The sequence below is a fragment of the Alkalibacterium indicireducens genome, from assembly GCF_039522005.1.
GTDB lineage: Bacteria > Bacillota > Bacilli > Lactobacillales > Carnobacteriaceae_A > Alkalibacterium > Alkalibacterium indicireducens.
The window spans coordinates 1-12,543 of record NZ_BAAADA010000052.1; the positions used below are offsets into that span (position 1 = coordinate 1).

General features: G+C 34.0%; 13 protein-coding genes and 1 pseudogene. 1 reads left to right on the forward strand and 13 read right to left on the reverse strand.

Annotated features, from left to right (window positions below; genetic code table 11):
• The coding region (locus ABFX15_RS03750; protein WP_346024165.1) for a hypothetical protein at nucleotides 1-182 on the forward strand (182 nt) is incomplete at its 5' end.
• A gap of 361 nt (nucleotides 183-543) precedes the next feature.
• On the opposite strand, the gene tnpC is transcribed toward ABFX15_RS03750, so the two are convergent.
• From tnpC to ABFX15_RS03810, 13 genes and pseudogenes are all read right to left on the reverse strand, one after another.
• Nucleotides 544-2,151 (reverse strand): IS66 family transposase, encoded by a 1,608-nt coding sequence (gene tnpC, locus ABFX15_RS03755; protein ID WP_346024166.1) that lies wholly within the window; start codon nucleotides 2,149-2,151, stop codon nucleotides 544-546.
• Nucleotides 2,152-2,241: 90 nt separating this feature from the next.
• Nucleotides 2,242-2,592 carry an IS66 family insertion sequence element accessory protein TnpB gene (tnpB, locus tag ABFX15_RS12145; RefSeq protein ID WP_428830595.1) on the reverse strand — a complete coding sequence of 117 codons (351 nt, stop codon included), beginning with the start codon at nucleotides 2,590-2,592 and terminating at the stop codon, nucleotides 2,242-2,244.
• A complete protein-coding gene (gene tnpA, locus ABFX15_RS03760) occupies nucleotides 2,586-2,915 on the reverse strand; it encodes an IS66 family insertion sequence element accessory protein TnpA (RefSeq protein ID WP_346024167.1) in 330 nt (109 codons plus the stop codon). Before tnpA ends, tnpB begins: the two co-directional genes overlap by 7 nt.
• A 249-nt stretch (nucleotides 2,916-3,164) precedes the next feature.
• Nucleotides 3,165-3,329: pseudogene (locus tag ABFX15_RS03765) on the reverse strand (S-adenosylmethionine synthetase N-terminal domain-containing protein); the annotation flags it as partial.
• Between the two features lie 35 nt (nucleotides 3,330-3,364).
• Nucleotides 3,365-3,643: a hypothetical protein gene (locus ABFX15_RS03770; protein ID WP_346024168.1), complete on the reverse strand. Its 279-nt coding sequence runs from the start codon at nucleotides 3,641-3,643 to the stop codon at nucleotides 3,365-3,367.
• A 92-nt stretch (nucleotides 3,644-3,735) separates the two neighbouring features.
• The gene (locus ABFX15_RS03775; RefSeq protein WP_346024169.1) at nucleotides 3,736-4,317 is read right to left on the reverse strand and encodes a sigma-70 RNA polymerase sigma factor region 4 domain-containing protein; all 582 of its coding nucleotides are present in this window, start codon (nucleotides 4,315-4,317) and stop codon (nucleotides 3,736-3,738) included.
• A gap of 384 nt (nucleotides 4,318-4,701) precedes the next feature.
• Nucleotides 4,702-5,271: an ArpU family phage packaging/lysis transcriptional regulator gene (locus ABFX15_RS03780; RefSeq protein WP_346024170.1), complete on the reverse strand. Its 570-nt coding sequence runs from the start codon at nucleotides 5,269-5,271 to the stop codon at nucleotides 4,702-4,704.
• A gap of 135 nt (nucleotides 5,272-5,406) precedes the next feature.
• Complete coding sequence (locus ABFX15_RS03785; protein WP_346024171.1) at nucleotides 5,407-7,230, reverse strand: N-6 DNA methylase; 1,824 nt, start codon at nucleotides 7,228-7,230, stop codon at nucleotides 5,407-5,409.
• Between the two features lie 186 nt (nucleotides 7,231-7,416).
• Nucleotides 7,417-7,779 (reverse strand): hypothetical protein, encoded by a 363-nt coding sequence (locus ABFX15_RS03790; protein ID WP_346024172.1) that lies wholly within the window; start codon nucleotides 7,777-7,779, stop codon nucleotides 7,417-7,419.
• Entirely contained in the window at nucleotides 7,742-8,488 is a 747-nt protein-coding gene (locus tag ABFX15_RS03795; protein WP_346024173.1) for a plasmid pRiA4b ORF-3 family protein, read from the reverse strand. Before ABFX15_RS03795 ends, ABFX15_RS03790 begins: the two co-directional genes overlap by 38 nt.
• 6 nt (nucleotides 8,489-8,494) lie before the next feature.
• Nucleotides 8,495-10,033 (reverse strand): hypothetical protein, encoded by a 1,539-nt coding sequence (locus ABFX15_RS03800; protein ID WP_346024174.1) that lies wholly within the window; start codon nucleotides 10,031-10,033, stop codon nucleotides 8,495-8,497.
• Nucleotides 10,034-10,081: 48 nt separating this feature from the next.
• On the reverse strand, nucleotides 10,082-11,113 hold the full coding sequence (locus ABFX15_RS03805) for a hypothetical protein (protein WP_346024175.1): 1,032 nt from the start codon (nucleotides 11,111-11,113) through the stop codon (nucleotides 10,082-10,084).
• A gap of 37 nt (nucleotides 11,114-11,150) precedes the next feature.
• Nucleotides 11,151-12,278: a hypothetical protein gene (locus tag ABFX15_RS03810; protein WP_346024176.1), complete on the reverse strand. Its 1,128-nt coding sequence runs from the start codon at nucleotides 12,276-12,278 to the stop codon at nucleotides 11,151-11,153.
• Nucleotides 12,279-12,543 lie beyond the last annotated feature (265 nt).

A 12,543-nucleotide genomic window follows, 5' to 3' on the forward strand; every position in this document is an offset into this window, starting at 1 on the left:
CTTCTTTCTTTTTGTCTACTTTAATTTCTTGCCCTACTATTTTACTTTCCGACAACTATTTTACACATAGCAATATAGTGGCTGGCAACGATCCTTTATCCTTCTTTATTGCTTTTAACTTAAAAGGTATTATACGTGAAAATATAAGTTTATATTCACTAGGTGGTATCACTGAGGGATAGGAAATCAAGGTCCTTTCACGTTCTAGAAGAGCCCCATTATATACTCTGTGATAGTTGAACCTTTCAAAAAAAATGGTTGAAGGTTGCTATTTTAAGTCGGCCTTTTTTGCGAAAAATTTACTCTTGACTTATTTGCCATTATACGCTGGCACGGTCCACTTTTATTAATGAACGACCATGTCAACTTTTTGTAGGAAAATCTTAATTTTTTTTGCTCCTATGATCAATAATCAAATGATTTAGTCAATTAATTTGAATGTAAGCGTCAAAGAATGGACGCATGGAAAGTAAGTTAGTTGGTTGATACAATAAACCCAGTAGAAGTTAGGTCTAGTCGAGCTCTACTGGATTCAAATATTAGTTATTTAGTTGTAATTTTCAAGTGTTCAGGTAGATCCTTTGAAAAAGGTAGTAGCTTTAGTAAGCTATCTTTGTCTTCTGGCTCAACATTTGGGAAGTGATTCATTAGGTAAAGTAAGTATTTTTCAACAACTAGATTGTTATTTTTAGCGGTTTCAATAATGCTGTAGATTAAAGCGCTTGACTCTGCACCTTTAGTGGAGCTTGAAAAGAGCCAATTTTTGCGGCCAATTACAAAAGTCTTAATTGAGCGCTCTGCTGAGTTATTATCTATTTCTAAAGCCCCATCTTCCAGGAAAGTTTGAAAACTCGGAAGTAATGGCTTGGTATAGGCTAAGGCTTTACCTAGGGCACTTTTGGGAACAGCATTTTCTAGTTCTTTATCTACGAATGATGCAAATTCTTCAACTACTGGCTTAGAATACTTAAGCCGAGTTTTATAGCGCTCTTCATAGTAGTCGGGTTTATCGCTGTAATTTTCGCTTAGTTCTTTTTCAATTTTATAGAGCTGGGCACAATAATTAAACCCTATTAGAGCTCTTGAAGTTTTTAGGGCCTCTGGGTCTAGATTTACTATTATTTCGTGAAACTTTCTTCTTATGTGGGCTAGGCAATAAAGTTTTTTAACATTCTCAACTTTATTATATCCAGCGTACGCGTCTGTTTGGAGATATCCCGAAAAGCCACTTAGAAAATTCCTAGGACAAGAACCAGATCTTGTCTTTTGGTAGTCATAAAGGACGATGGGGTTATCTTTATCAGGAGACTTGTAAAGCCACATATACTTTTGCTTATTAGAATCCTTCCCTTTATCATCCAAGACCTTTAGAACCGTTTCATCAGCCTGGATATATTGTCTTTTTAGGAGTTCCTCTTTCATAAGCTGATAGATTGGTTCTAATTCATTGGCAGCGTTAATGATCCAGTTGGCAAGTGTTTGCCTAGAAAGGTTGGCACCCATCATTTTGAAGTAGGACTCTTGTCTATATAAAGGCATAGAGTGCTGATATTTCAAATTTATCATATGACTAATAAGCTCGTTTGATGCCATACTTTTATGAAGTAAGGTTTTAGGAGCTTTTGTGGATGTTATATTGGCTTTGTCATTATCCACTTCGCATGCTTTGCAAGCATAACTATAGGTTCTATGTTCTTCAATGTATAGCTTTGCGGGTATATATTTGACAAGCTCTTTGGACTTTGAGCATATAACTACTAAATCATTTGAACAATCATTGCAGGTCTGTTGATTTTCATTTAGCTTATGCTCAACTACAACTCTTTCTACATTAGCTAAGTTGTCTTTTTTGCCAATGTTTTTAGAGGGTTTTTTCCTTGTATAAGTAACCTCTTCTATAGTAGGTTCAGTGGCTTTCGGGTTACTATACTTTTCAGCTTCATCAAAAAAATTTAGCTGCATAAGGCTTGATTGTTCGCTAGATGAACCAAATATTTTTCTGTTCTTGTTCAGAATTTGACCCTGTAGGTAAGCTAACTGATTTTTTAAATCAGCTATTTCTTGATCCTTTACTTCAAGGTCTTTTTCCATCTTCAATATTAATTCTTTTGTTTGATCATCCAGTTGATTTTGTGCATTTATTATTGTCATTTGAATTATCACCCTATGCTATTTTCTAATACAATTATACCACAAAACCCCTGAAAAATTAAGGTTTCAAGGGGTTTTTACGGTACATTTTTAATAGTAATTTCTTTCTGTTACGGGCTTGAATTTTGATATAGTTCTTACTTCATAACCCTTCAAAAGCCACCTAAGTTCTTCTACTGAAACCTTTAATGCTTCCTCTTTTGACATAGGCCATTTGAACTTATTCCTCTCTAATCGATGGTAATATAACCAAAAACCTTCGTCAAAATGGAGTATCTTAATTTTATCCATTTGCCTATTGCAAAAGACAAATAATGCCTTCTCGAAGGGGTCCAAGTTAAACTGGGTTTGTACTATTGTGCTTAATCCATCAATATTTTTTCTCAGATCTGTTATGCCACACGCTAAGAACACAGTATCTATTCTATCTATATTTAGCATGATGTGATAATAGCCTTGATAATATTCGTTAGGGTTACCTGGTCATAACTTGGTATGGATATTTTTGCTTTACCTATTTCTATCTCTATCGTCTTAGGTAAAGAATCCTTAGAGGGCATGGATGGGATAGGGGTGTCAACAGCTTTACCTTTCATGCTAACAGCATGAAAGGTAGGGGTATCGTTCTTCTTTGCTCTTTTCCTACGATAGTATAGCTGATGAGCACTAATATTGTTTTCTTTACAGAAGGATTTTATGGTTCCTTTATATGAAGAGAGTTTATTTAAAACTTCTTCCCAGTTTGTTGTTGCTTCACTACTCATAACAGATCACCTCTGGTTTATTTATTATCTGTTATTTTAGCAAAGCTTTTAATGGGTAACTAGGCGGAAATTCTTTGACGCTTACATTTGAATCTCTTTTCTTGGATAGATTAAATAATTCACTGCCTCATTGTTATGTTAAGAAAACAGAAAAGGACAATAGAATCAGATTCCACTGTCTTGGATTGGTAAAGTTTTCAGAATATTTAACAACTTATTAACTTAGTGACAGGCACCGTGCCCTTTTCTAACCTCACCAAAGACATGAATGAATCCATTAGCAGCTGTAACTTCTATAGCGGTTCTAGCATTTGGGTCTTCTCTTAGAAGTTCATCCATAATCCCATCCGCTATTTGATCACACATCTTATCAGGATGGCCCTCTGTAACCGACTCAGAGGTAAAGATATATATTGGTTTTGTTTTCACTTTTTTGCTCCTTTCGTTTTTTATTCTTGATGAAGTTCATGGACTTCCATTTCTGTAATCGATATGGTTCCAACACTCTCCCCTGGAACAAGGACTACCATTTTGTGTCCATCTCCAAAGATTGCATTTAAGAACCGATCTTTTAGTGTCATTTTTCTAGCCGCAAGAACCTGGCTCTTACTTGGCTTCTTAATGCCAATCTCCACATGATGCATGGTTTTCCCATTTGGGTTTTGATTTGGGCTACCATTTTGCTTTTCATTTGAGTTTTGATTTGATTTTCCAGCTTGTCTAGTCATCTTTTTCACCTGCCTTTCCTTTTGAGATTTTAGCTTCCTTAAAAAGGTCTCTATATATAGGCCACGGGAGAGCAAAAAGTTGCCCCCCTAAATTAAAAATTTTTTAATTTCTTTTTTAACTGATCTATAAGTCGATTCATTTGCTTTGTAACAGATGACTTGTGAACACCTTTAGTTCTAGCAACATCAGCCATAGAAAGGCCCCTAAAATAAATATCCTTCACCAGTTCCTGTTGCTGAGGTGCCAATGCTTTAATTGCTTCTATAAGCTCTTCTTTCTCAAGTTTTTCAAACACCGTTTCAAAGAGATCTTCATCTGCCATAAGAGTGTCAAATTTATCGTTTTGGTCTGAGTAGCTGTAATGTCTTCTCGTCTCAGCGTGATCATTGTTGTACTGCAGTCTTTCTTCGCCTTTACTGATAACAAGCCATAGCCAAGGCTCAACCTCGTCTGTATCTTCATTTGAAAAGCCGGTATCCTTAGCTTCATTTCTAGCTATCATGTCTGTAGTAATCACAACCCTTTCATCCATGGCTTCAAATTCATAGGTAAATGAATCGCAATCACTAAGGTCAAAGGTGGTTTTCTTTTTGCCAACTGCATAGGTCACCTTACCTTCTTCTGAAATCTCAATAGTAGTAATGCCTTCTTTCGTTTTAAATGTTTTGAACATGTCTGTTCCTCCTTTAGAATATTTGGAGGAAGTGCATGCTTAAAAAAGGGCGCAAAAAAAGGCCCTAATACGCATATCACGTACTAGGACCTCTAGGGCCGGAGGGCAGAAAACCCTCTGATGGCATAAAAATAGCCGCTTTAGTTAAATCTCAAATTCGAGTTCTAACCAAAGCGGCTATTTACCAACATATTCATTTTTTGCAAACACTTCCCACTATACTCATTATAGTAGGTCCTAACTGTCAAAACAATGTCAAAAGACTGTCAATCTCCTATCATTTCACTTTCATTTTACTGTCAATCTACTGTCATTTTACTGTCAATCCACTGTCATTTTACTGTCAATTTCCTCTCACCCATACCGATCAAATAGGCATATTACCTAATGTTGAAGCTTGTCCCAATATTCCTTTAGAGGTGGGATGATGTAACCCCAAAGGGCTATACCCATTAATTCTGTGGCTTTTTTCTTGTAGCGATAATAAGTTGATTGGGTTAAATTTAGCTTTCTGCTAATCACATCATCGCTCATCACTCCTTCATCTATATAGCAGTAGGTGATGATATCATGATAGATCTGGCCGTTCTTTGGGTGGGTCTTAAGATGCTTTAGTGCCTTATCCACGATTTCAATCATCTGCTTGGTCTCTGCTATACACATGAGCCTTTCTTCAATGGCCTTTTTATCTTTTGTAAGGTCATATTCATCTAGCTCTAAACTTAAAAAATCTACCAGTTCAGAGATTCTATCACTTCCGTACTCCTGAGCTGTCTCTTGAACCTCATATATGGCACTCTCTATCCTCCACACTACTGTGCGGTAGATGGATAGAAGTAATTTTGTTTTATGGAACTGCTGGGTATTTAACTTCTTTAATTCTCCCATAGGCTTCACCCCCCTTAACCTTATGGTAGATGGTTGTCCGTCCTGCATTTTTATCTCTCTCTGCATCGTTTAGCCTCCTTTTTCAGAATACTCTGTGGCGAAAAGGCTTATCTATATTATATACACGAACATATGTTCTGTCTAGGTCAAATTTTTATCAATTTTCGCCCACAGTATTTAATGAGTATTTATCCCTATTCATTAAAACTTCAACTCCGATAAAAACATTTCTCTATTACTTTTAAACCCCTCATTCAACTCTTTAAGCCGTCTTTCATAATTTACAAGATTACTTTTAATTCTCTCTCCTATCTCGTTCATAAATTCAATATCGTATAAGGGTATTTGAAGCCTCTCTAATTGCTGAGTGTTAAGCAATTTAATAGTTGTTCCGGTTTGTAACCCTTCCAGCATTTTTCCCCCAACTTCACTTTGAAGAAATTCAAAAAGGACATAAGCGTTGAATTTTTTAGGATTAACACGTATTCTTGATAAATTTCCACTTATAAAAGCTGGCTTAAAATCATCCCCTACGATAGCTAATTTTACTGTCGATCCTTTCGATGTTAAAATAATATCATCTGGTTTTATGTCATATTTCCCAAACCAGTCTTCTTTCTTATTTGTTATCATTGTAGATGGATCAAATTCAATTCTTCCATTGTTCACATCTTTCACATTAATATAGTAGTAGTCGCCGTTTTTTAGTGACTCAAAGTCTTGCCTTATTAATTGAACACCTCTAGTTACTTGAGCTACTTCTTTTAACGTAATGGATTCTTCAAATTGGTTTTTCAGAACATCTACATCTAAGTATTCTTTTGGGTTCAAAGTGAAACGGTACTCTTCTATTTTTTCTATATCGATGATTTTGCTAAAACCTTCAACTTCAGTACCATTCTTAAAGCAATCCACTACTTGATATAAACCTTCTACAGTGATGTCGTGTTGATTTCTATTCAATCTGTATCCTTCTCTACTAGCATCAATGAATAAAACTTTATATTTTCTGTCTCTTGATTTATTTTTATTAAAAATAATAACTTCTCTACCTATGGTCGTTTTTTCATATAAGTTTGCTGGTAATGTAATAACACTTTCAACTAAGTCGTCTTCCACGATTGCCCTTCTAATTTGCATTTCATTGCTTCGAACTAAAGTCCCCTTTGTCCCAATTGCTATACCGATGCCATTCTCATTTAAGCTATCTATTAAAATCTGGCAAAATGCCCAATCAGCACTTGTATGCGATGGTTGTCCATATCTAAGCCTTCTATCATACATATGCCGGTAATCTGAATCAGTGTATGTCACTTGAGGAATGTCAACAATACCTAGGTCAAATTTAATTTCTGGACCATTATCATCTAAGACATCCTTGTTGACTAATTCTAAGTCAGCATGTCCACTAATAATCATTAAAAGTTTAGATATCAAATAACTAGATCCGTTTATTTCTTCAGCATAATAAAATGGTGCTGTGTTTAATTGATTTTCTCTAATATTTCTAAAGATATCTAAAGCTATTTCAGAATATCCCGAACAAAAATTAGCAAGACTTCTTACTTCTCTAAAATCAGCTATCATTGTAATTAATTTTCTTATGCTAGCAGGAGTTATATCTATGCCACATTTAGAACTTCCGACTTCCACTAGCCGTTCAATAAAAGCAGTAACTTCTTTTATGGTTTCAAACTTTTCATATATACTGAATATTTCTCGGAGTTTTTCATTGATAGATTTATTGTCATATACTAGACTTCGATCTAGTAATCCTGTAAGGATGTCTTTGAACTCAGTATATTGATTTTCAAATCGATTTATTTCCTCTTGTAGAATAAGCGCCTGATTATAACCATTTATTTGCTTTATATTTCTTACTTCTGGATATTGTTTACTTAAACTTATCCAAGCATATGCTGAAGTCCCTACCAAAATATAAAATGATTGTTCGCTTGTGTAAGTTCCTCTTAATACATCAAAGCACTGATATATTATTTCTTCATATTTCTTAGTATCTAACAAGTTTATCATCTCCTTTTAGGTATGTGTATACCTAGTTAATTTTAGGTAAAAAAATAGACCGCCTCTTTATGGAAAATTATATCATACACCTTTACACAAGGTCAATCCTTTTTTAGGTATTCGCATACATAATTTTTTATTTTTATTAAGATACTTTGTTTACCACTTAAGTACATTTACCTTATATCATTCAACCAACTTTAACAAATCCCCTAGCTCCTCATATCCTTGATCATTAAATACGTACTTCCTTACCTCTCCATTAACCGTAGCTGTAATTATACCCATCACTTGACCAGGATTTTTCTGAAAGGTCATGGGAAGTTCTCCAAAGAACTTTGACCCGAATGATGATTCTATAAAGTCCTGCTTATTGAGATGGATTGTCCTTATAAAGTTTAGGATGTTTACTTTTACTTGGTCTTCAAGGCTTAAATCTTTGGTTTTAAGCAGCTTCTTTACTTCTATTTCTGAATATTTCATTGGGCAGTCCCCCATTTCTATTTTCTCATCATGTATCTTTATATATTTTTCTATACTTATCCTCAATCACTCTGTAGTTCTCATGATTAATTTTATCCCACTCTGTCTTTTTATAATCAAGCCCCTTAAGCCTTTGATTAATCCTGTCAGGGTCGTATTCTCTGAAATACAAACCTTCAGCCCAAGCCTTCATGTCTTCATGCTCAAGATGTTTTGGGTTACGATAAGCCTCTAAAAACTCATAGAACCCGTGGATTCCTCCGACATCTTCTGGCGGCGCTGTCTCGGCTCCATCAAGTAGAGTTGGGTATCCGAAGTAGTAATCATCAACGATTTCTTCAAGTCTAATTGTAAACCACCAATCATCTCCAAAGTCATAGTTATATCTTATTTCTTTGTGCTGCTCCAAATAATCATCAATCTTTAGTGTACTTGGCTTTCTAACCTCTGTCTTTAACCTTTCCTGGTATGGCACTTCAAACTGAAGTAATTCCGGATCCATGGTTTTAAGTCGATCCTCAAAATACTTCTTATTCTTCTTATAATGTTGATGCTGAAGATATGACTCTTCATCGTCTGTAACAATCCTGTTTTCTTTGGTTAAGTCAAATTCATATAAATGATAACCTGAGCTGGGATACCCACTTTGAAAATTAGTCACATTCTGGATAACATCATGTAGCCTTTTATAGGTGGCCCCTGCAGGCATGATGACTCTTCTCCAAATTAAAGGATTGGATTCCTCTAGTTCTATTTTGATTATATATGATTTCATTTTAGTTCACCTACCTTTATTTTTATTTTCAATAGCGTCTAACACTACATCATAAACACGAAGTAATAACCGTTCATTTGCATTGAAATAGCTGTTCATTTTTTCTATATTATAAACTCCCTGTCTTAACTCTCCCCTTGTATAGCCTTTATCTGAAATGGTATGACGCATACTTCCGTACTCGGATAATAAAGGGTGCTGCTCCGGTGGAACAATAATAATATTTTCTAATTCTAATGTTGTATATTTCGATAGGGATGTATAGGCGACATCAATATCAAACAAATCATGATACAAGAGCCAAGCATAAAAAACTTCCTTTTTATTCTTTTTGTCTAAAATATACCTCCCATACATGATACATTCGTCCATACCTAAATATTTACCAATCATTAGAGATATATAAAAACTTTTATTATTGGGGTATGAATCAAACCATTCTTTTTCATCTTCTGATAAGTTTAACTCTCTAATTCTGACTTTTACTCTATTTATAGCATTAATAAATTCTGAAATTCTTTTCTCCAGCATATCCCTTAACTCACTGTGGTGTTTCTCATGCTCGATTAAGGCATCTCTCAATTTGATTCTAAGTTTTAACGCATGCCAATATAGTTTTTCTTTTTCTTCATTACTCAGCTTACTCCTATTTAATGAATCTTTCATAACATTATAATTTCCAATAGATGGTCTAGAAAGAGGCCCTACAGGTTGGTTAACATCATTTAAAGATGCGCCTCCAAGATATAAATGTTGGTATGTTCCATCAATTGAAGGTTTTGGATATGCTATTTTTAACATCCCAAAAATGGCTTCAGATAATTCATTTTCAATAAATGTAACATTAATCTTAGATAATCTTTCATCTATATGTTTATCTTTAAAATGTATCGCAAAAATTTTCATATCGCTTAATATATCGAATCCGGTCATAATAGACTTTGCCCCATCTTCGGGTATTATATTCATCGATTTATGATAATCGGTTACAACAGTATTAGTAGCAAATATTTCAAATGATAATGTTAAAAAAGCTAGATGCATTCCTGGTAATTTATTGGCAAAACTATCCATATCAAAGTCTTTGTGTGCCATATAGATTTCTACAACATTACAGTCCTCCGGTTGTATCATTTTATGGTAACTCTTAGGCTTATATTTCTTTTGAGAAGCCTTTGATGGAATTTCAAGCTTCAATAAAGGGATTGGAAACAACTGATTAACACTAGGCGCTTGAATTCTTTTTAGCGGCAAATTTGTATAGGTAGGCACACCTTCTATTTTTTCTTTATTCTTTATGTGTATAGTCAAAGGCTTATGATTCTCGCCCTTATGATAAGTGATTTCTGATTGTTTTGAGTTATCTACTCCCCAGTGGATAGGCCTATGTGAAAACAGTCTATAACATTTAGTATCAAACTCATTTGATAAAAAATCAATTTTCATTTCATATTTCCCATCGACAGGCTTGAAAGGAACAATTCTACATATATCCATCCCATCAATCACTACTGCTATCTTTTCTTCTTTTTTCTTTTTTGACATATCTCTTATCCCCGCTTGCAAATTTTCACTATATTAAAGGCCAGAGTGCTATCTGTTTCTTTCCTTGTAGCTTGCAATTACACAAAAGTATGGCTCCTTTTTAACTCTTCTTTGAATCTTTGTCATCGACTTGTCAATGTTTCTACAAGCCAAACTGATCATATCAGATTGGAACTCATATTTGTTATTGTAATCCGCCGGTTCATTCTCTGGATCTTTTGTTTTGCCCTTGACTAACTCGTACCTGGTATCAGTTACCTCAAAATATCCCTCAAACACATTACGATCTAAAAAAATTGCTTTTTCTATGAGATATTCCAAATATTCTGGAGCTTCATCATAAAAAGTTGTGTCCTTATCCTTTTTATCATACCGCATTGCCTCTTTTTCAAGAAACTCTAAGAGAGAGGGGTAGTCATTAAGTGATTCGATGTTTAACTTAGTACTTTCAATAGATTCAGATTCATCATAGGATTCCTTGGCCGATTGTGGCTCTTTCTGTTCTTCTTGAGGTTCAAACCCATTCTCAGCTTCATCAGCTACTAATCCCATAAAAGTGGTAAGTAAGCCTGTCCATATAATTTTAATAACATCATTGTACTCACATAAAATATTATCTATCTCTTCAATTTCTGCTTGATAGAGATACTCTCTTTTATTAAGCACTTCTCTTAGGCTAGGAATTATTTTATTGAGGTGGCAGAATACAGCACATGCTCTTCCACTTCCTAATCCAGAAGCATACTTAGTATTCGACTTTATAATTGAATCTATATTAATCTCATAGCTGGCAACAGTAGTAAAGAATTTTCTTAATTCTCTCTGACGCTTAACATTGAAACGATAGTTGTTGTATAACTCCATCATTATTGCAATCAGAAGGGAGGCTGTAATACCTGTTAATATGGCTAAAAGTACTTGATATGCTTTTGTACTTTCATCTAAGTTAAATATGATGAATATTAGTAGTGCAGAGCTTATCAGTAAAAAAGTAAAACTAAATGCCACTGGGGTAATTGGCCTAAAAAGGAAACCAGTAGTATATATGATATTCTTTATCTGACTTTTTATCTTCTCCATCCCTGAGCAGGCCTCCTTTATAAGAGCTAGCTTCTTTTTAGTTTGTATCCATGAAACATGTATATAGATCCTCACCGTTTAAATGTTTATAGTGAATCATACGATTATTTTCAAACAAATTATTTAGCTTATCGTATACATCGTTATTCTTAGACAATGATATTCTATTAACCTCTTGAACTTTCTTAAGAAATAATAACTTAGTGGCATAAATGAAATACATAGAACTGAATTCTGATTCTTTATTATACCATTTATTTATCGCTTTATTAAATTCAGTAACCACGTTAACCAAATCATCTATAAATAGGTTTGTATCTTGATATTTTTTGCATAAACAATTTAATATTAAATCTGCATACGAGTTAATCAAAATTCCTGGAATGAACTCTTTACTTGATAATAAGGTTTTAAGGTATCCGTCCCACCTCATATTTATTGTATCTTCAATATCAGAGATAATTGAATCGAATTTATCTGCTTCAATTGTATCCAGCAAAATTCTTACGTAGGTATATAAGTTGTTATCTTTAGAATTTAATCTTATAGTATCAACATAAATCTTTCTACTTTTAGTTGGCAATCCACCTAGAACTTTGCTCATAATATAGTAGATTTGTTCCTTATATTCATATGTTTGTATGAACATTTTAAATAATTGATCATCTAAGTCAGCTAGCTTTATAACTGCTTTGCTAATTATATTTTTATAGTTAAAAGAGTTCCTAATCTCCTCAATTGTGATTTGATTCATTAACTGCCTGATTAATTCATAGATAATCAGAGCGTTAGTCAATTGGTGTGATTCTAAAATTTGCATCTTATACTCTTTTGCAATCACATGGCAGCTACATACAATATCTATTACTTTTGTTTTTTCATTTAGGATTCTAACAACAATGTCCTTATCTTCTTCTAAAGCTTCTTCATATGCACTCCTAAGCTTGTTAGTTTCGCTTGAGAAAAAGCCGCACCCCATCTCCACACTATATACAAAACGATAAATTTTCCTTAAATCATTTTCTTCAGTACCTTCGATTAAAAGATTATATAAACCCCTATCACTTTCAGAAGCTTCTGGCGGTACACTAATGTTAATTTCAGCTTTTTTTATCATCTCAAAAACATTATTAATATCATCATTTTTCTTTAATTGCTCTTCCATAATAGACACCTCTCATCGTCTAAACTATTCCATAATTCATTAAAAGCATCTACGATATATTGAGGATGACTTACCTCTTGAACTATATGATGATTTTTCCCAATACTATTTATAGATGTTCCTAAAGACCAGGCCAATGTAGGAGACTGCTGAAAAACCCCTATTCTACCTATGATTTCAATAGATAGAATAGGGGGTTTTTAGTATAATGTATGTAAGCGTTACGAAAATGAAGGAGTGTTGAGAATGTTGTCTTCACAAGAAC